This window comes from Streptomyces sp. CB01201 (assembly GCF_002803085.1).
Lineage (GTDB): Bacteria > Actinomycetota > Actinomycetes > Streptomycetales > Streptomycetaceae > Streptomyces > Streptomyces hundungensis.
In genome coordinates this window covers 314,292-334,270 of sequence record NZ_NNBJ01000007.1, presented here as the reverse complement: position 1 = coordinate 334,270, position 19,979 = coordinate 314,292, and the positions used below count along the sequence as shown (strand labels likewise).

Annotated in this window: 10 protein-coding genes; 5 read left to right on the top strand and 5 right to left on the bottom strand. The window is 73.7% G+C overall.

Annotated features, from left to right (window positions below; all coding sequences use genetic code 11):
• Window positions 1–114 precede the first annotated feature (114 nt).
• The 4 genes from argC to CG740_RS17230 all read left to right on the top strand — a co-directional run bounded on the left by argC (window position 115) and on the right by CG740_RS17230 (window position 4,473).
• On the top strand, window positions 115–1,155 hold the full coding sequence (argC, locus tag CG740_RS17245; protein WP_100576021.1) for an N-acetyl-gamma-glutamyl-phosphate reductase: 1,041 nt from the start codon (window positions 115–117) through the stop codon (window positions 1,153–1,155).
• Window positions 1,152–2,303 (top strand): bifunctional glutamate N-acetyltransferase/amino-acid acetyltransferase ArgJ, encoded by a 1,152-nt coding sequence (argJ, locus tag CG740_RS17240; protein ID WP_100576020.1) that lies wholly within the window; start codon window positions 1,152–1,154, stop codon window positions 2,301–2,303. Before argC ends, argJ begins: the two co-directional genes overlap by 4 nt.
• Window positions 2,304–2,461: 158 nt before the next feature.
• Window positions 2,462–3,274 (top strand): acetylglutamate kinase, encoded by an 813-nt coding sequence (argB, locus tag CG740_RS17235; RefSeq protein ID WP_234376319.1) that lies wholly within the window; start codon window positions 2,462–2,464, stop codon window positions 3,272–3,274.
• Between the two features lie 44 nt (window positions 3,275–3,318).
• Entirely contained in the window at window positions 3,319–4,473 is a 1,155-nt protein-coding gene (locus CG740_RS17230) for an acetylornithine transaminase (protein ID WP_100576089.1), read from the top strand.
• Window positions 4,474–4,536: 63 nt separating this feature from the next.
• On the opposite strand, the gene CG740_RS17225 is transcribed toward CG740_RS17230, so the two are convergent.
• From CG740_RS17225 to CG740_RS17215, 3 genes are all read right to left on the bottom strand, one after another.
• Window positions 4,537–5,061: a GNAT family N-acetyltransferase gene (locus CG740_RS17225; protein ID WP_107488366.1), complete on the bottom strand. Its 525-nt coding sequence runs from the start codon at window positions 5,059–5,061 to the stop codon at window positions 4,537–4,539.
• Between the two features lie 287 nt (window positions 5,062–5,348).
• A complete protein-coding gene (locus tag CG740_RS17220; RefSeq protein ID WP_100576019.1) occupies window positions 5,349–5,591 on the bottom strand; it encodes a hypothetical protein in 243 nt (80 codons plus the stop codon).
• Window positions 5,592–5,702: 111 nt separating this feature from the next.
• Entirely contained in the window at window positions 5,703–5,915 is a 213-nt protein-coding gene (locus CG740_RS17215) for an MbtH family protein (RefSeq protein WP_100576018.1), read from the bottom strand.
• A 193-nt stretch (window positions 5,916–6,108) separates the two neighbouring features.
• On the opposite strand from CG740_RS17215, the gene CG740_RS17210 reads away from it, so the two are divergent.
• Complete coding sequence (locus CG740_RS17210; RefSeq protein ID WP_100576017.1) at window positions 6,109–7,251, top strand: alpha/beta hydrolase-fold protein; 1,143 nt, start codon at window positions 6,109–6,111, stop codon at window positions 7,249–7,251.
• A gap of 82 nt (window positions 7,252–7,333) precedes the next feature.
• Here the strand turns inward: CG740_RS17210 and CG740_RS17205 are convergent, their stop codons facing one another.
• Window positions 7,334–9,034 carry an ABC transporter ATP-binding protein gene (locus tag CG740_RS17205; protein WP_100576016.1) on the bottom strand — a complete coding sequence of 567 codons (1,701 nt, stop codon included), beginning with the start codon at window positions 9,032–9,034 and terminating at the stop codon, window positions 7,334–7,336.
• Entirely contained in the window at window positions 9,021–19,946 is a 10,926-nt protein-coding gene (locus tag CG740_RS17200; protein ID WP_100576015.1) for a non-ribosomal peptide synthetase, read from the bottom strand. The genes CG740_RS17205 and CG740_RS17200 overlap by 14 nt, the downstream gene beginning before the upstream one ends.
• Between the last annotated feature and the right edge of the window lie 33 nt (window positions 19,947–19,979).

Genomic DNA, 19,979 nt, shown 5'->3' with positions numbered 1-19,979 from the left:
GTCCCGCCAGGGCGCCAATACATTAGGTTAGGCTTAGCTAAGTAAGGCGGGTCGGGGCCGCTCGCTTCCGCGTCCGCGCATCCAGAGATCCGCGCGTCCAGAGAATGGAAGAACATGACCGTACGGGTCGCGGTGGCCGGAGCCAGCGGCTACGCGGGCGGCGAACTGCTCCGCCTGCTCGCTTCGCACCCCGGGGTGGAGGTCGGCGCGGTGACCGCGCACACCAGCGCGGGACGCCGACTCGGCTGCGTACAGCCGCAGTTGCCGGAGCTGGCCGACCGGCTTCTGCTGGAGACCTCCGCCGCGTCGCTGCGCGGGCACGATGTCGTGTTCCTCGCCCTGCCCCACGGCCAATCCGCCGCCATGGCGGCCGAGTTGGAGCCCGGAACGCTCGTGGTGGACTGCGGCGCCGACTTCCGGCTGCGCGACCCGGCCGCCTGGGAGCGGTTCTACGGCTCGCCCCACGCCGGCACCTGGCCGTACGGACTGCCCGAACTCCCGGGCGTGCGAGCCGAGTTGAGGGGTGTCACCCGCATCGCGGTGCCGGGCTGCTATCCCACCGCGGTCACCCTCGCCCTGTTCCCCGCCTACGTCGCCGCGCTGGTCGAACCGGAGGCCGTCGTCGTCGCCGCCAGCGGCACCTCCGGCGCCGGCCGCTCGCTCGCGCCGCGCCTCCTCGGCTCCGAAGTGATGGGCTCCATGAGCCCGTACGGGGTCGGCGGCGGCCACCGGCACACCCCCGAGCTGGTCCAGAACCTGTCGCTGGCGGCCGGTGAGCACGTGACGGTGTCCTTCACCCCGACCCTGGCGCCCATGCCCCGCGGCATCCTCGCCACCTGCTCGGCCCGGCTGCGCCCGGGGATCGCGGCGGCCGGACGGGACGACGAGGCTCGGGCGGCGTTCGAGGCCGCGTACGCCGACGAGCCGTTCGTGCGGTTGCTGCCGCCGGGCCAATGGCCGTCCACCGCCGCCGTCCTCGGCTCGAACAGCGCCCAGGTGCAGATCGCCGTGGACGGCGACGCCCGCAGGCTGATCTGCGTGAGCGCCATCGACAACCTGACGAAGGGCACCGCGGGCGGCGCGGTGCAGAGCATGAACATCGCCCTCGGCCTGCCGGAACGGCTCGGCCTGCCCATGAATGGAGTGGCACCGTGAGTGTGACCGCCGCCCAGGGATTCCTCGCCGGCGCAGTGAGCGCCGGCCTCAAGGAGTCCGGTGACCTCGACCTCGCCCTGGTCGTGAACCGGGGGCCGTCCCGCGCCGCCGCCGGTGTCTTCACCGCCAACCGTGTGCAGGCCGCGCCCGTACGCTGGTCCCGCCGCGTGCTCGGCGACGGGCGGATATCCGCCGTCGTGCTCAACTCCGGTGGCGCCAACGCCTGCACGGGCCCCGGCGGCGCCGAGGACACCCGGCTGACGGCCGAGGAGACGGCGCGGGCCGTGGGCATCGCCCCGGACGAGGTCGCGGTCTGCTCCACCGGCCTGATCGGGGTGCGGCTTCCGATGGACCGCGTGACGGCCGGCGTCGCCGCCGTCGCCGGGCGGCTCTCGGCCGACGGCGGCCAGGACGCGGCCGTCGCCATCAAGACGACGGACTCCGTGCACAAGACCGCCGTGGCCACGGGCGACGGCTGGACGGTGGGTGGCATGGCCAAGGGCGCGGGTATGCTTGCCCCGGGCCTCGCCACCATGCTCGTGGTGCTGACCACGGACGCCGAGGCCGACGCCGAGGTGCTGGACGCGGCGCTGCGCGAGGCGGTGCGCACCACCTTCGACCGGGTGGACTCCGACGGCTGCATGTCCACCAACGACACCGTGCTGCTGCTCGCCTCCGGCTCCTCCCAAGTGGCGCCCGAGCCCGCCGCGTTCACCTCGGCCGTGCACAGCGTCTGCCAGGACCTGGCCCGGCAGCTGGTCGCGGACGCCGAGGGCGCGTCCAAGGAGATCGAGGTGGTGGTCGTCGGCGCGGCCTCGGAGGCGGACGCCGTGGAAGTGGGCCGTTCGGTGGCCCGCAACAACCTCCTCAAGTGTGCGCTGCACGGCGAAGACCCCAACTGGGGGCGGGTGTTGTCCGCCATCGGCACGACATCGGCCGCCTTCGACCCGGACCGTCTCGACGTGGCGATCAACGGCGTGTGGGTGTGCCGGGACGGCGCCGAGGGCGAATCCCGCGACCAGGTCGACCTGACGGGCCGTCATATCGTGGTCACGGTCGACCTGCGCTCCGGCGGGTGTTCGGCAGTGCTGTGGACCAACGACCTGACGGCCGAGTACGTCCACGAGAACAGCGCGTACAGCTCGTGAGCGGGGCGGACACGGCCGGTCCCAGGACACCGGACGCGGCACCGGTACCGCACCCGGCGCCGGTAGCGGTCGCGGCGCCGGTGGCGGACGCCCCCGATGTGCCGTGGTCGGAGGAGCTCCAGGGGCGCACCGTCGTGGTCAAGTTCGGCGGCAACGCCATGGTGGACCCGGCGCTGCACCGGACGTTCGCCCAGGACGTGGTGGAGCTGTGGCACGCGGGCCTGCGGCCCGTCGTCGTGCACGGCGGCGGGCCCCAGATCAGCGCCCTGCTCGACCGGCTCGGCCTGGAGGTCCGCTTCGAGGCCGGACTGCGGGTGACCACGCCCGAGACGATGGACGTCGTCCGCATGGTGCTCACCGGCCGGGTCCAGCGGGACCTGGTCGGGGCCATCAACGCCCACGGGCCGTTCGCCGTGGGCCTCTCGGGCGAGGACGCGCACACCATGACCGCGGTGCGCCGGGCCGCCCTGGTGGACGGCCGGCCGGTGGACATCGGTCTGGTCGGCGACATCGTGGCGGTGGAGGCCTCCACGATCGGCGCGCTGCTGGAACGGGGCCGCATCCCCGTGATCTCGCCCGTCGCGCGGGGCGAGGACGGCCAGATCTACAACGTCAACGCCGACCTGGCGGCCTCGGCCCTCGCCGTGGCCCTCGGTGCGGACCGGCTGATGGTCATGACCGACGTCGAGGGGCTCTACGCGGACTGGCCGCACAGCACCGACGTCATCGGCCGCCTCGGCGCCACCGAACTGGCCGCGCTGCTGCCGGAGTTGGCGAGCGGGATGCTGCCCAAGATGGAGGGCTGCCTGCGGGCGGTCCGGGGCGGGGTCGGCCGGGCGCAGGTGCTCGACGGCCGGGTGCCGCACGCCCTGCTGCGCGGCCTGTTCGCCGAGGACGCACCCGGCACCACGGTGGTGCCGGACGAGGAGCCCGGGCCCGCGGGGCCGGGCGGCAAGGAGGACGGCGCGTGACCGCCGACAGCACGACCGGGCTCAGCGACCGCTGGCGCGCGGTGATGATGGACACCTACGGCACTCCCCCGCTGGCCCTGGTCAGGGGCGAGGGCAGCACGGTGTGGGACGAGGCGGGCCGCGCCTACACGGACTTCACCGGCGGGATCGCCGTCAACGCCCTGGGGCACGCCCACCCGGGCCTGCTCGCGGCGGTCACAGAGCAGGCCGCCCGGCTGGGGCATGTGTCGAACCTGTTCGTCGCGGAGCCCCCCGTCGCGCTGGCGGAGCGCCTGGTGGACCTCCTCGGCAGGCCGGGCCGGGTCTTCTTCGCGAACTCGGGCGCCGAGGCGGTCGAGGCCGCCTTCAAGATCGCCCGCCGGACGGGACGCCCGCACCTGGTCGCGGCCGAAGGCGGCTTCCACGGACGCACGATGGGGGCCCTCGCCCTCACCGGCCAGCCGGCCAAACAGACCCCCTTCGCGCCCCTGCCCCCACAGGTCACCCATGTTCCCTACGGCGACCCGGAGGCCTTGCGCGCCGCCGTCACGGAACGCACCGCGGCGGTCGTCCTGGAACCCCTCCAGGGCGAGGCGGGGGTCGTCCCGGCCCCGGCGGGCTATCTGCGGGCCGCCCGCGAGATCACCCGGGCCACCGGCAGCCTGCTCGTGCTCGACGAGGTGCAGACCGGGATCGGCCGCACCGGCCACTGGTTCGCGCACCAGGCGGAGCCCGGCCTTGAGCCCGATGTGGTGACCCTGGCCAAGGGCCTCGGCGGCGGCCTGCCGATCGGTGCCACGGTCGCCTTCGGCCAGGCCGCCGGGCTGCTGACCCCCGGCCAGCACGGCTCCACCTTCGGCGGCAACCCGATCGCGTGCGCGGCCGGGCTCGCCGTCCTGGAGGCCATCGAGAAGGAGGCCCTGCTCCGTCATGTGACGCGGGTGGGCGCACGGCTGAGGGACGGCATCGAAGGCTCGGCGCATCCGCTGGTCCGCGAAGTGCGCGGCGCGGGGCTGCTGTTGGGCATCGTCCTCGGCGCGCCGCTCGCCGCGCGGGTCCAACGGGCCGCGCAGGAAGCCGGGTTCCTCGTGAACGCGGCCGGGCCCGGAGTCGTACGGCTGGCCCCCGCCCTGAACGTGCCCGAGGAAGGCGCCGATGCCCTGGTGTCGGCGCTGCCCGCGATCCTCGACGCCTCGTACGGGACCGGGGGCGCGGCCTGAACCCGGCTTGACGGTCGGATGGTTCGGGGGCGGGTCCCGCACGGGGCCCGCCCCTTCGGCGGGCTAGAGCGTGCGGGCCAGTACGCGCGCGTTGCGGCCGGGGTCCAGGGTGCGCGCCCAGGCGGGCGGGGCCAGTTCCGGCCCGCTGGGGACGAAGCCGTGGCCGAGGAAGAGCCGGCCGCTGCCGGTCGTCGCGGTGAACAGCATCGTCAGGGCGCGGCCGCGCGCCCGGGCGAGCGCCGCCTGCAACAGGCGGCCGCCCATGCCCGAACCCTGCCGGTGGGCGGCGACGCAGAAGTTGTAGAGCACGCCGTCCGTGGCGTGTTCACTCAGCCCGAGGCCGCCTTCGATCGTTCCGTCGAAGGCCTGGGCGACGAGGAAGTCGGACGCCCGGGAGAGGTACGCGGAGAGGGGACGCTCGCGGAGCGCGCCCGCCCGGGCGAACGGGCGGGAGAGGGCGGCGAGCGCCGGGCCGTCTCCCTCGTGCGCCGGCCGCACCAGGAACCCGGGGGCTCCGCTCCGTCGGGCGGCGGGGGCTCGGAGCGGCAGCGCGGCGAGGGCGGCAGGGGGCAGCGTGGCCGTGGTCAAGGCGTTCCTTCCTCGGGTCGCCGTTCGCGGGGCACGGGGATCTCCCGGACGGGGCCGGGGGCGGCAGCGCGCCGGGAGACCCCCGCGGAACGGTGAAACTAAGGTTAGCCTTACCTGACTTACTGGACCAACTCGCCAGCTTCCTGGGCGGCCCGACAGTCCGCCGACGCAAGAACGGCCCGCCAGTCCGTGGACTTGCGGGCAGTTCGCCGGTTCGCCGAGTTGATGGTCCGTCAGCTAATGCACCGTCAGGCGGCAGGCCGCTCGCGGGGCGGCGGGGCCCGTCACTACCCGCACGGGCGGCCGGGGTAGGCGTCCGTCTCCGGCGCTCCGGCCGCGCGCATCCGGCGCACCACCTCTCGGAGGACCGCCTCGTCCACGTCGAGCTCCACATCGACCGGCATGTTGAACTCCCGGTCGAAGACGAGGGGTTCGCCCGCACCCCGGTGCCAGATCACCCAGCGCGTCGAGGCCGCCGGTTCAGCCCACAGCGGGGCAAGGCGTTCCAGGGTGTCCGTCCGACTGCTCACAGCTTTCCCGTCTCCGTTGCTTCTCGTCCGCCGCCGAAGGTGGCGGCGACCCGGTGCCGCCGATTCCGTGGAGGCCGGCCGGCCCCGGGTCGTTGCGCCCGGTGGCGCCGGTCAGGCGTCCACGGCCGCCGCGAGGGAACGGGGGCGCAGGTCGGTCCAGTTCGACTCGATGTACTCCAGGCACGCGTCGCGGGTCGACTCCCCCAGCGCGACCGTCCATCCGCCCGGCACCTCCACGAACGACGGCCAGAGCGAGTGCTGGCCCTCGTCGTTCACCAGGACCAGAAAGCGGCCGTCGGCGTCGTCGAACGGGTTGGTGCTCATGCGGGGTTCCTCCTGGAGCCCGACGGGGCCGGCCCGGACGCCCGGGGCGCGGGAGCGCGACCGGATGGCAGGAGCCGTGTCCGCGGGGGTGGTTGGTCTGAATGGGATCGGCCATACGGCGAGCCATGCTTAGGTTAGGCTCACCTAATCATCGAGCTTAACGTTTCCCCTTCGTCCTCACAAGGAGACACCGATGCACGCATCCGGACCACGACCGGGGAGCCTCGTCCCGATCGACGTCCCCGCCGGTTCCCCGGCCGTCCCGGACGGCCCGTTCGGCAGGTTCGGCCTGCCCGGTGCGCCCGGCACCGACGAGTTCTGGGCGGCGGCTCCGGTCAGCGTGCCCTCCGGCGACGGAGGTTGGACCACCTTGTTCCGGTGGCGGGGCGCCCCGGCGGTCGTCGAGTTCGAGAGCTGGTCGGATCCGGTGCCGCTGGTCCGGTGGCACGACACCGACTGCTGGTACGCCGAGGTGTGCATGCCCGCGCGGCTGCGGGTGACCTATCGGTTCCGCACGGACGACGGGGCGTACGCCGATCCGTACAACCCGGTCGGGGCCGGCGGCGAGCGGTCCATCGCCGCCACCCCGGACGCACCGCCCCAGCCGCACTGGCCGGCCGTCGACGCCTCCGACGTGCTGCCCCTGCCCCGGGCCCGTATCCGCTGGGCCAGTGAACGCCTCGGCGGGCGGCGCACCGTGCGGGTCCATCCGGTGGGCGGCGGCGGGCCGGTGGTGCTGCTGCTCGACGGGGACGACTGGCTCCATCTGCATCCGGCGATGACCGCGTTCGACGCCGCGTTCGCGGCGGGCGACATGCCCCCGGCCACGCTGGTCTTCGTGCCGGCCAAGGACCGGCTCGGCGAGTTCGGCTGCCGTCCGCAATGGTGGGAGGCGATACGGGACGAGCTGCTCCCGCTGGTGGCGAGCGGTGAAGTGCCCGCCGACACGGGCACGTTGGTGGTCGCCGGGCAGAGTCTGGGCGGTCTGAGCGCGCTGTACGCGGCGCTGGAGTTCCCGGAGCTGGTGTCCCGCGTCGCCTGCCAGTCGGGGTCGTTCTGGTGGGAGCCGGGGGCGGAGGACCGCCCCGATCCGCTGGGCGGTCCGGTCGGCGGGACCATCGCGGCGCGGCTGCGGGAGCGCCCCGCGCCGGCCGGGCTGAGGATCGCCTTCGACCTGGGCGAGCACGAGACGCGCATGCGGCCGCACTGCGAGGCGGTGGAGACGCTCACCGAGAAGTCCGGCGCGACCGTGCGGACTTCGCGGTCGGCGGCGGGCCACGACCGGGCCGGCTGGCGGCAGGCCCTGCTCAGGGACGTGGCCTGGGCCCTGGCCTGACGGGCGGGAGCCGTCCGACGGCGACGGCCCGGGGCCCGGCGCGAGCGCGCCGGGCCCCGGGCCGTCGCCGTGGTTCACCAGGTCATCTGGTGACGGCCAGGCTGTACGCCGGGTCGGTGGCCAGCAGCTTGCGGTGGGTGCCCTCGGCGGTGACGACTCCGTCGTCGACCACCAGGACCCGGTCGGCCGCGTCGAGCAGGGCCGGACTGCTGGTGATCACGAGGGTGGTGCGGCCCCGGCGCAGCTCGGCGATGTTGCGCGCGATGAGCTGCTCGGTGACGGCGTCCACCGCCGTCGTCGGATCGCGCAGCACGAGCACGTCCGTGTCGGCGGCCAACGCCCTTGCCAGGGACAGCCGTTGACGCTGCCCCCCGGACAGGTTCGCGCCCCGGTCGCGCACCTCGTAGTCGAGCCCTTCGCGGTGCAGGGCGACGACATCGGTCAGCAAGGACGCCTCGACCGCCTCGGACAGCGTCCGGCTCGTCCCCGACGGGTCGATGTTCGACCGCAGCGTCCCGGCGAAGATCTCCCCGTCGTACGGGTTCACCAGGATGTGCTCGCGGACCGAGTCCACCGTGAGCCCGGCGAGTTCACGCCCGCCGACCCGTACCACTCCCCCGTAGGCCTCCGGCGGGACCTGGAGGGCGAGGACGGAGGCGAGTTCGGCCGCCGCCCGCGGCTGGTAGGCCGCGATCGCCGTGAACTCCCCCGCCGGCACCTGGAACTTCAGCCCCTGGAGAGACCCGTACCGTACGCAGTCGATCTCCAGGTCACCGCCCGGGGCCGCACGCCCGGTACCCGGGTCCGCCACCGCCGGGGCGGAGAGCACCAGGGCCATCCGCTCGGCCGAGGCGCGGGCCATCATCACGTACTTGGGCATGTCCGAGAACTGCTTGAGCGGCTCCATGATGAACTGCGCGAGGCCCACGGCCATGACCAGCTGCCCGATGTCGATCTGCCCGTCGAAGGCCAGCCAGCCGGCCGTCAGGGTGACCGAGACCGCGAGGATCGCGTTGAGGCCCAACGCGGTTCCCGCGTAGACGCCGTTGACCCGGGCGACGGTGACCGACTGCTCCTTGGCCTCCGTGCTGACCTTCCGGTAGGACCGGAACGCCGCGTGGTTGCCGCCGAAGCCGTGCAGCGGGCGCAGGCCGGTGATCAGGTCGGCGACCTTCGCACCCGCGCGCGCCACCCGGGCCTGCTGCTCCTTGGTGCTGCTGCCGATGCGCCGGGACATCAGGCTGAGCACCGAGAGGATCGCCACGGTTCCCGCCATGACGAGCAGCCCGAGCCGGAGACTGGCCATGCCGAGGGCGACCGCCGCGATCAGCAGCGAGATCATCGAGCTGATCAGGATCGGCACCACCTCGACGATGTCGGCCGTCTGGTCGGCGTCCTCGGTGGCGATGGTCAGCACCTCGCCGGACTTCAGGCCCGTCCTGCGGGCCACCGGCTGGAGGCCGCAGGCCGCGACCCGCACCCTCCAGCGGTGGGCCTCGGTCGTGTTGGCCTTCTGCAGGATGCGCATCCCGAACCGCCACGACAGGGACACCGTCGTGATGATCACGGCGAGCGCCGCGACGGACAGCGCGAGCGCTCCGGCGCTGCGCTCCCGCATCGTGTGCTCGACGATCAGGCCGAGCGCGATGGGGAAGGCGGTCTCACCGGCCTGGTAGAGGCCCATGAGGACGGTGCCCCAGACCATCGCGCCGACGTTGCGGCGTATCGCCGTCCGAAGGATGTCGGATCCCGGGCGGGATCGCTGGACGTCAGGAGTGCTCATCGATGTGACGGGCCATCGCTTCCGGGGTTCGCAGGGTGAAGAGATCACGGATCGTGATCACCGGGCCGAACTCCCGGCGCAGGAGCCCGACCAGTCGTACGGCCAGCATGGAGTGTCCGCCGAGGGCCATGAAGTCACCCACGGCGCTCACCTCGTCGTCGTCCAGGTCCAGGGTCTCCGCGAAGTACTCGCAGACCAGCACCTCGGTCCCGGTCTCCGGGCCGCGCTCACCCGAAGTGGTCAGCGCACCGAGCGGCTTCGGCTCGGGCAGGGCCTTCGTGTCGGCCTTCCCGTTCACGGTGAGCGGGATGCTGTCCACCTGGGCGTAGTGCGTCGGGCGCAGGAAGTCCGGAAGGCGCTTGCCCACCTCGGCGGCGACCGCCGCCAGGTCGGCGCCCTCGTCGAGCACGAGGTAGGCGGCCAGCCGGTGGGCGCCGTCGACCTGCGGGTCGGGCTGGGCGACGGCGGCGGTGAAGGCCACCGCCGGGTGCGCGGTGAACGCGGCCTCGACCTCGCCGAGTTCGACCCGGTGTCCGCGGATCTTGACCTGCTGGTCGGTGCGGCCCAGGTACATCAGGTTCCCGTCGGGGCGGCGGACCACCAGGTCCCCGGTGCGGTACATCCGCTCGCCGGGCCCGCCGAAGGGGGAGGCCACGAACCGGTGCGCGGTCTGGGCCGGCTGGCCGAGATAGCCCCGGGCGATGCCGAGGCCCGCGACGTAGAGCTCGCCGGGGACGCCGTCGGGCAGCGGCCGCAGCCACGGGTCGAGGACGTACACGTCGGTGTTGTCGATGGCCACGCCCACCACCGGGTCCTGGCACTCGAAGGTGCCGACGCCCAGGGTGTTGATGGTGTACTCGGTCGGGCCGTACAGGTTGTAGCCCACCGTCCCCTCGGTGTCGGCGAGCCGCCGCCACAGGGCCGGGGTGACCGCCTCGCCGCCGAGGAGGACCAGCGCGGGGCGCCGGGCCGGGTTGTCGAGCAGCCCCTCCGCCACCAGTTGCTGGGCGTAGGTCGGCGTCACGTTGACGACGTCGACCCCGTGCTCGCCGCAGTACTCGACCAGGGCGGGCGCGTCCCGGCGCAGTTCCTCGTCGCAGATGTGCACCTCGTGGCCGTCGGCGAGCCACAGCAGCTCCTCCCACGACATGTCGAAGGCGAAGGACACGGTGTGGGCGATCTTGAAGATCCGGTGTCCGTGCTCGGCGAGGACCGGCTCGAAGATCCGGCGCTGGTGGTTGATCAGCATGTTGGTGAGGCCGGCGTACTCGGTCACGACGCCCTTGGGCTTCCCGGTCGAACCGGAGGTGTAGATCGTGTACGCGGGGTGGCGAAGGCGCTGCGGGTCGTGCGGCGCGAACGTCGTGAACGGCTCGGCCTGCGGCAGCGGGCGGTCCAGCTCGATCAGCTCGCCGGTCAGGCGCCGCGAGACGGCCCTCACGGTGAGGACCACGTCGGGGCGGGCGTCCTCGACGATCGCGGCGATCCGCTCGTCGGGGTGGTCCAGCTCCAGCGGTACGTACGCGGCTCCGGTGCGCAGCACCGCGAACAGCGCCACGATGGAGTCCAGGGAGCGCGGGATCGCGAGACCCACGGTCCGCTCGGGGCCGATGCCCCGAGCGGCCAGCACGCCCGCCAACTCACGGCTGCGGAGCTGGAGTTCGGCGAAGGTCATGCTCCGGCCGTGCGAGACCAGTGCGGTGCGTCCGGGCGCCCGGTCGGCCGCCAGGTCGAACCGGTCGACCACGGTGTCGGTGCCGATGCCGGTCCGCCCGGCGGGCTCGGGCGCGGGGCCGAGGCCCCGCAGCGCGCCCACCGGTCCGGTGGAGCCGGCGAGGTCCGCGAGGACACGTACGTAGTCGTCGAGGAGGCGCCGGGCAGCGGCGCTGTCGCCGTGGCGGTGCTCCAGCTTGACCGTGAGGCGGTCGCCGGGGGTGACGACCCAGGTGAAGGGGTAGTGCGTGGAGTCGTCGGACTTCACCGCGGTGATGCCGTGGCGGGCGTTCATCTCGGCGAACGCGTCCATGTCCAGGAAGTTCTGGAGCACGAAGAGGTTGTCGAACAGCGCGTCGTGCCCGCCGGCCCGCTGGATCTCGCCGAGCCCGAGGTGCTCGTGCTCCATGGCCGCGACCCGGTCGCTCTGCACGGCCGCCAGATAGGCGCCGACGGTGTCGTCCGGCCGCGCCCGGGTCCACATCGGCACGGTGTTGAGCAGCACGCCGACGACGTCGGACAGGCCCTCGCCCTCGCGCCCCGAGACGGTGACGCCGAACACCGCGTCACCGCGGCCCGTGCGGGCTCCGAGCAGCAGCCCGAACGCGCCGGTCAGGAGGGAGTTCAGGGTGACACCGTGGGTCCTGGCCGCCTCCCGCAGCAGCTGCGACCGCTCGTGGGAGAGCGTGTGCACGAGTGCGGGCGGCAGGTCCTCGGAGAGGGCGGGCGCCGGTCCGGCGAGCAGGGTCGGGCCCGGGAGCCCGGCCAGGTGCTCGGCCCAGAACCGCTCTGACGCGGCCTGGTCCTTGGCGGCGATCGCGCGGGCGCAGTCCTCGAACCCGGGCGTGGCCGGACGCGTGTCCGGCTGTTCGCCGCTGCGGACGGCCTCGTAGGCGGTGAACAGGTCGCGCAGCACGATCTCGCGGGACCAGCCGTCCCACAGCAGCAGGTGGTAGCTGAGGAGCAGGCCGTCGCGGCCGTCCGGCAGCCGGACCACGGTGAGCCGGATCAGCGGCGGCTCGGCCGGGTCGAACCCGGTGTTGCGGTCGCGGACGCGCAGGGCCTCCACCTCCGCCTCGGTGGACAGCTCGACCGTGTGCACGTCGATCCGGCGGCCGGCCTTGAGGACCTGGACCGGGTTGCCGTCGTCGTCGGTGGCGAAGCCGGCGCCGACCACCGGGTGCCGGGCGATCACCGAGGCCATGGCCTCGGCCAGCGCGTCGGTGTCCAGGCGCCGGTCGAAGGCGAAGTAGCTCTGCGCGACGTAGTGCCCGGCCGAGCCCGCCAGCTGGGCCTGGAAGTACAGGCCGCGCTGGAGCGGGGTGACCGGGGCGGTGCGCTCGGCCGTCGCGGCCGCGTCCGCGATCCGCTCCAGGGCGCGCAGCCAGTGCGTGGTGATCGCGTCGGGGATCTCCTCGGCGAGCGTGAAGGCGGCGTGCAGGCTGCCGGTGGCCGCGTCCGTCCAGGCGTTGACCTCCACGGCGTACGGGCTGCCCTGGTCGCCGCCGGTGATGTGCGGCACCTGTGATTCGCCGCCCCGGCCGAGGTAGTTGAACAGCACCTGCGGGCGGCCCGAAAGCAGCGGCGCCGTCTGCGGGTTGAGGTGGCGCAGCCGCCCGTAGGCGAGGTGTCCGGCCTCGTCGGGCTGGCGCTCGGCGAGTTCACGGGCCGCGGCGACGGGGTCGGTGTGCGCGGTGAGCCGGACGGGTGCGATGGCGGTGAACCAGCCGACCGTGCGGGTGTAGTCGTGGTGCGGGAGCACCGGGAAGCGGCCGTGCCGTTCCAGTTCGACCGCCAGATCGGTGGGCGACTCCTGGACCTCGGTCAGGGCGGTGCGCAGGGCTCCGCACAGCAGCTCGGTCAGCGCGATGCCGAGGGCGGCGGGCGCGGTCCGTGTCACGCGGTCGCTGGCGTCGGGGCCGAGCACCACCGTGGTCTCGCGCGGCGGACCGCTGAGCGCGGGCAGCAGCGGGGGCGCCTGGAGCGTGTCGATCCAGTGGCCGAGGCCTTCGGCGTCGACGGCGGAGCGCAGGGTCAGCGCCTCGGCGTACTGGGCGTAGGACGTGGTCGCCGGGGCGAGCGCCTCTCCGCGCAGGGCGGCGGCCAGGTCGTCGAGCAGGATCAGCCAGGACACCGCGTCCACCGCGATGTGGTGCACGGTGAGCACCAGGGTGCTCCTCCCTGCGAGCCAGGAGAACGCGGCGACGTTGCCCGCCTCCGGGTCGAGCGATCCCGCGGCCTCGTTCGCGGCGGCCTCGGCGTCCGCCGTGTCCGGGCGCAGCAGGACGGCCTCGCGGGCGGGTTCGGTCGCCAGGGACCACACGCCGTGTTCGGTGGTCAGCCGCATCCGCAGGGCGGGGTGGGCGGCGAGCAGCGCGGAGGCGGCGCGCTCGATGGCGGCGGGCGGGGTGCCTTCGGCCACCTCCAGCGTCCGCGCCTGGGCGAACCGATCCAGGGAGCCGCCCAGTTCGCGCTGGCGCAGGATGATCGGGGTGGCCGGCAGCGGGCCGTCCTCGCGGGGCGCGGGCCCGGCGGCGGGCGGGGCCGCGGGGGTCCGCGGGGCGCGGGTGGCGAGGAGTGCGGCGAGCGCCCGCGGGGTCTTGTGCAGGAACACGTCGCGGGGCGCGATCGGCAGGCCGAGCGCCCGGGCCCGGTTGACCACGGTGATGGCGACGATGCTGTCGCCGCCGGCGCCGAAGAAGTCGGTGTCGGCGTCCGCGTCCGGGTGGTTGAGCGTCTCGGCGAAGAGCGCGACGAGCGAGGAGAGGGCGGAGTCGGTGACGGCGGCGGGGGTCTCGTCGTGTGCGGCCCGCGCGATCAGGGCCTTGCGGTCGAGCTTGCCGTTGACGGTCAGCGGCAGCGCGTCCACCGGCAGGACCCGGCCCGGCACCATGTGCACGGGCAGCTTGTCCGCGAGGAGCGCGGAGAGTGTGCCGGGCACCTCGCCCACGACGTGCGCGACCAGGTGGTCGCCGCTGTCCGCGACGGTGACGGCCACGTCGGTGACGCCCGGCAGGTCACGGATCGCGGATTCGACCTCGCCGAGCTCGATGCGGAAGCCCTTGAGCTGGACCTGGTCGTCGGCGCGGCCGGTGAACTCCAGCTCCCCGTCCAGGGTGCGGCGGGCGAGGTCGCCCGTGTGGTACATCCGGGTGCCGTCGTTGGTGAACGGGTTCGCGACGAACCGGCCGGCGGTCAGTCCCGGCCGGCCCAGGTAGCCGAGCGACACCTGGTCGCCGGCGACATAGATGGCGCCCTCCTGGCCCGGCGGCACCGGAGCGAGCCGGTCGTCGAGCAGATGGGTGACCAGGCCGGGCAGGGCGCCGCCGATGGGGCTGACGTCGTCGCCGGGTCCGAAGTCGTCGTCGGTCAGCACCCGGTGGGTCACATGCACGGTGGTCTCGGTGATCCCGTACATGTTGACCAGCTCGGGCGTGCCGGTGCCGTAGCGCTCGACCCAGCCGCGCAGCCGCCCGAGGTCGAGGGCCTCGCCGCCGAAGACGACGCGGCGCAGCCGCCTGAGGGGCTCGGACGCGAGCCGGTCGGCCTCGATGAACTGGTAGAAGGCCGAGGGGGTCTGGTTGAGGACGGTCACCCCGCGCTCGTGGACGAGACGGCGGAAGTCGACCGGGGAGCGCGTCAACCCGTAGTCGGGGACGAGGAGTTCGCCGCCGTGGACCAGGGCGCCCCACAGCTCCCAGACCGCGAAGTCGAAGGAGTACGAGTGGAACTGCACCCACACGTCGGCCGGGCCGAAGTCCATGTCCGGCCGGGTGTTGGCGAGCAGGGTCACCACACTGGAGTGCGGGACGACGACGCCCTTGGGCCGGCCGGTCGAGCCGGAGGTGTAGATCACGTACGCGGGGTCGTGCCAGGTGACGGGGGCTGCCGGGGCCTGCGTCCCCGCGGCGTCCTGCGGCGGTTCGTCGCCCTGCACGAGGACCCGGGCCGGGACGCCGGCCTTCGCCAGGAGCGCCGTGAAGCGCTCCCGCTGCTCCGGGTCGACGAGGACGACCTGGGGCGCCGCGTCGGCGAGGACGTAGGCGAGGCGCTCGTCCGGGTACGCCGTGTCGAGCGGTACGTACGCGCCGCCCGCGCTGACGATCGCGACGAGGGCGACGACCTGCTCGATGGTGCGCGGGACCGCGACGGCGACCCGCCGGCCGGGCCGGACCCCGGCCGCGCGCAGAGTGGCGGCCAACTCGTCCTTGGCCGAGGCCAGTTCACCGTAGGTCAGGGAGCGGGTGGTGCCGTCGAGGGCGCACTGGGTGACGGCGGTGGCGGCCGGGTCGCGGCGCGCCGCGGCGTCGAAGAGGGCGCCGAGGGTGGCGGGGGTGATCGGCGCCGGGGTCTCGGCCGCCTGGGGCACCAGGGCGGCGACCGGGGCGTCGGGCCGGCCCAGGAGGGCGGTGAGGGTGCCGGAGAAGCGGCGCAGGATGTCCTGTGCGCTGCTCTCCCGCAGCAGTTCGGCGTCGTAGATCAGGTTGAAGCGGGGGCGCCCGTCCAGGGCGCGCTCCACGACCAGCGTCAGCGGGTAGTGCGGGGCTCCCTCGTTGACGAGTCCGGTGACGGCGAGGGTGTCGCCGGGGCTGCGCAGGGCGGTGACGTCGGTCGCCACATCGAACACCACGAGGGTGTCGAAGAGGGGGCCGACGCCTGCCTGGCGGCCGATCCGGGCGAGCGAGACGTGCTGGTGCGGCAGGACCGCGCCCTGGTGTTCGCGCACCGCGGCGAGCAGCTCGCGCGCCGTGGTCCCTGCGCCCCAACGGGCGCGCAGGGGAACGGTGTTGATGAACAGGCCGACCATGTCACCGATGCCGGGCACGTCGGCGTCGCGGCCGGAGACGGTGGAGCCGAACACCACGTCCGCGGACTTCAGGATGTCGCCCAGGGTCAGCGCCCAGGCGCTGTGCACGGCCACGCTCAGCGTCACACCGGCCGCCCGGACGGCCGCGTCGAGGCCGTCGGCCGGCTCCACGAGGGTGTCGGCGAAGCGGCCGGAGGGGGTGTGCTCCTTGGCCACGAGGGAGGGGCCGGGAAGTCCGGCCAGCTCGCCGGCCCACACCCGGTCGCTCTCGTCGGCGTCCCGCCCGGCGAGCCAGCCGACGTAGTCCGCGAAGCCGCCCGCCGGATATACGGTCCCCGGCGCGTGGTACTCGGCGAGCAGGGCGCGCAGCATCGGCGGCACCGACCAGCCGTCGGCGATGAGGTGGTGCACGGTCTGCACCAGGACGGCGCGGCCCGATTCCGGGTCGCGGAACAGCGTGAAACGCATCAGCGGGCCGGTGGCCAGGTCGAAGCCGGCCCTGCGGTCGCGCTCGGCGTGTTCGCGGATCTCCGCGTCGGTGATGCCGGGGCGCTCGATGGTGGTGAAGGGCGCCTCGACGGCGCCTTCCAGGACGGAGACGACGCGGCCGTCGGCCGGCGCGGTGAACCGCGCGGCCAGGTTCGGGTACAGGGTGAAGAGCCGGGTCGCCGCCGCCTTGAGCCGGTCGGCGTCCAACTCGCCTTCCAGCGTGAGGAGTTGCTGCTCCACGTAGTTGCCCGCGGAGTCGTCGTCGAAGACCGAGTGGAAGTACAGGCCCTCCTGGAGCGGGGTCAGCGGCAGGATGTCGCGCAGCCCGGGGCCGTCCAGTTCGTCGACGTCGGCCTGGGTCAGGCGCACCAGCGGGAAGTCGCTCGGCGAGTGGCCGCCCTGGTCGAGCGCGGCGAGTCCGGCGAGGGCGCCGCGGAAGTACGCGCCGAGCGTCTCCATGTCCTCGTCGGTGAACATCCCGTCGGGCCAGGAGACGGTGGTGACGAGTTCGTAGGCGCCACTGGCGGCGGGTTCGGCGATCGCGTTGAACTCCAGGGCGCGCGGCAGGCGCATCCTCGGGTCGCGCTTCTCCCCCAACTGCCCCGTGGTAGCGGCCAGTTGCCAGTCTCCGGCGGCGCCCGCGTCGAACCGGCCCAGGTAGTTGAAGAGGACCTGGGGTGCGGGGGCGGTGAAGGACGCGTCGGCGAGGTGGCGCAGGGCGCCGTACGAGAGGCCGTTGCCCGGTACGCGGGCGAGGTCCTCCTTGACGGCCTTGAGCGCGGCGGCGAGGTAGCGGGGGTCGGTGAAGTCGTCCGCCGTGCCGGGGTCCACGGTGACCGGGAACAGGGTGGTGAACCAGCCGACGGTGCGCGAGAGGTCCGGCTCGACACCGGCGGCGGCCGCCACGTGGCGGGCTTCGCGCCCGTGGCCCTCCAGTTCGATGTGCGCGAAGGTCTGGTTCTGCCCCCGGTCGCGGCGCAGGCGGGCGAGGGTGACGGCGAGCGCGGTCAGCAGGACGTCGTTGACGCCCGCGTGGAACCTCGCCGGGACCTCGCCGAGCAGCGCGGCCGTGAGCTCGGGGCCGACCGTGAAGGTCCGCTGCCGTTCCCGCTCCACGGTGTCCGCCGCCGACGGCGCGCGCCTGCCCAGCGGCGCGTCCGGCCCCGGCAGGGGGCGCTCGAAGTGGGCACGGTCCGCGGTGAAGTCCGCGCTCTGAAGGAGCTGGGTCCAGCGCCTGAACGACGTTCCCACGGGCGGCAGTTCGACCGTTTCGCCCGCGGACGCCCGGCGCCAGGCCGTGGCCAGGTCGTCCATCAGGACGCGCCAGGACACTCCGTCGATCACCACGTGGTGGATGACGACGACGAGTTGGCGGGCCTCGCGGCGCCAGACGGCCCGCAGCATCACGCCGTTGTCCGGGTCGAGTCCTTCGGTGGCGAGGGCCACGCAGGCGTCGAGCGGCAGATCGCTCTGCTGCCAGTCGGCCGTGTCCTGGCCGGCCTCGGGGATGTCGAAGCTCCAGCGGTCCCCGCGCACCAGCCGGGCGCGCAGCATGTCGTGGCGGGCCACGACGGCGCCGAGCACGGCGCCGAGGGTGTCGGCGGTGAGGTCCGCCGGGGTGTTCAGGACGACCGACTGGACGAAGCCGTCGATGGCGTCGGTGTTCTCGCCGAGCCACTGGACGATGGGCGAGCCGGTGACCGGGCCGGTGGCGATGTCGCCGTGGTCCACCCCGGTCGTGTCCTCGCGGCTCGCGACCGCCGCCAGCGCGCCGAGCACGCTGTTGGCGAAGATCTGGCCCGCGCTGACGTAGAGACCCGCCTCGCGCAGCGCGCTCAGCAGCGAGATCGCGAGGATGCTGTCCCCGCCGAGCTGGAAGAAGTCCTGGTCGACGCCGACTTCGTCGAGGCGCAGGACGGCGGCGACGGCCTGGCACACAATTCGCTCGTCGTCGGTGGCGGGCCGCACGAAGGAGCCCGTCACGATCTCGGGCTCGGGCAGCGCGCGCCGGTCCAGCTTGCCGTTGGCGGTGAGCGGGAACTCCCGCATCACGACGACATGGGCGGGCACCATGTACTCCACCAGGTGGCCGGCGGCCCAGTCCCTGACCTCGTCCGCCCGCAGCCCTTCGTGGCCGGCGGCCGGGATCACGTACCCGACGAGGTAGGTGCCGCCCGCGCTGTTCTTCTTGGCGACGACACAGGTGTGCCGCACCTCGGGGTGCTCGGCCAGACCGGCCTCGACGTCTTCGAGTTCGAGCCGCATGCCGCGGATCTTGACCTGGTTGTCGGCCCGGCCCAGGAAGTCGAGGGAGCCGTCGGGGGCGTAGCGGGCCAGGTCGCCGGTGCGGTAGAGCCGCGACCCGTCGTCCGCGAAGGGGTTGGCCACGAACCGTGCGGCGGTCAGGCCCGGCGCGCCCACATAGCCGCGCCCCAGCAGGAAGCCGCCCACGTAGAGTTCGCCGCCGACGCCGGTGGGGACCGGGCGCAGCTCGTCGTCCAGGACGTAGAGCTGGGTGTTGGGGTTGGCCCGGCCGATGGAGGTGGACAGGCGTTCCGCCTCGCCCCGGTAGATGACGTGGGAGACGCCGATGGTCGTCTCGGCCGGGCCGTAGCCGTGGTACATGGGGATGCCGAGCCGGGTGCGGAACCGCTCGTACAGCTCGGGGGTGAGCACCTCGCCGCCGCACCACACGTGCCGCAGGCTGTCCAGGCGCCCGGAGTCGCCCGCGATCTCCAGGAGGACATCGAGCATGGACGACACGAGGTAGGTGAAGGTGACGCGCTGCTCGGCGATCACGCTCAGCATGTGGTGCGGGTCGCGCTCGCCGCCGGGGCGCAGGATCACGAGGCGGGCTCCGCACACCAGCGGCAGGAAGATCTCGTTGATGGATATGTCGAAGGACAGCGGCGCCTTGAAGAGGGAGGCGTCGTCGTGGCCGAAGTGCAGGATCTCCTCGACCTGCCACAGCAGGCGCTCGCTGATCGCCTCGTGCCGGATCATGGCGCCCTTGGGCCGGCCGGTCGAGCCGGACGTGAAGATCACGTAGGCCAACGCATCGCCGTGGAAGGCGACTTGGGGGCAGTCGACGGGGTGGGAGCCGTGCTGCCAGTCGTCGAGGTCGACGGCGACGGCGGCCGGTTCGGCCGGGTCGTGCTCGCCGGAGCCGTTGAGCTGGACCGCGACCCGCGCGTCGTCGATGACGACGGCGCGGCGTGCGGCCGGCCACTGGGGATCGAGCGGCACGAACGCACAGCCGGCCTGGAGCACGCCGAGCAGGCCGACCACCATCTCGGCCGAGCGGCCGAGCGAGATGCCGACGACCTGCTCGGCGCCGAGCCCGAGTCCCCTGATGCGGTGGGCCAGTTGGGCCGACTTCTCGGCCGCCTCGCGGTAGGTCAGCGAGCGGTGCTCGTCCACGATGGCGACCGCGTCCGGCCTGAGCCGCACCTGCTCGCGGAACATCTCCACGACGGTCGGGCGGACCCGGTCGGCCCCGGTGTCGTTCCACTCGGCCAGCGCGGCCAGGCGCTCCGGCGCACCGCAGGGGGCGATGGTGCCGAGGGGCCGGTCCGGGAAGTCGGCCAGGTCGTCGAGCGCGCGCTGCGCGTCGGACACGTCGACGCCGTCGGGCACGGTGATGCGGATGCCGTCCGGGGCGGCTTCGCCGACCTGCCAACCACCGCTCGCGGTACCGCCGTTGTCGACCCAGCCGAGGACGTCCGCGAACAGGGTGCCGGGCGTCAGGTCGATGCCGTCCGGGCTCCGGCCCGACGCCCAGTGGGCGAGGCCGATGGCGGCCGCCTCGGCGACGGTCCGGTCGGAGTGGCCGCCCAGGCGCCGGCGCGCATCGGCCAGCCGCGTGGGAGAGAACAGCACGAGACGAGCGCTCGGTTCCATCATCGAAGACTCAACACCCTTCCAAGGCACGAAGGT

Coding starts and splice junctions, on each gene's coding strand:
- argC (WP_100576021.1), top strand. CDS start 115: ATGACCGTACGGGTCGCGGTGGCCGGAGCCAGCGGCTACGCGGGCGGC.
- argB (WP_234376319.1), top strand. CDS start 2,462: ATGGTGGACCCGGCGCTGCACCGGACGTTCGCCCAGGACGTGGTGGAG.
- CG740_RS17205 (WP_100576016.1), bottom strand. CDS start 9,034: ATGAGCACTCCTGACGTCCAGCGATCCCGCCCGGGATCCGACATCCTT.
- CG740_RS17230 (WP_100576089.1), top strand. CDS start 3,319: ATGATGGACACCTACGGCACTCCCCCGCTGGCCCTGGTCAGGGGCGAG.
- CG740_RS17210 (WP_100576017.1), top strand. CDS start 6,109: ATGCACGCATCCGGACCACGACCGGGGAGCCTCGTCCCGATCGACGTC.
- CG740_RS17215 (WP_100576018.1), bottom strand. CDS start 5,915: ATGAGCACCAACCCGTTCGACGACGCCGACGGCCGCTTTCTGGTCCTG.
- CG740_RS17200 (WP_100576015.1), bottom strand. CDS start 19,946: ATGATGGAACCGAGCGCTCGTCTCGTGCTGTTCTCTCCCACGCGGCTG.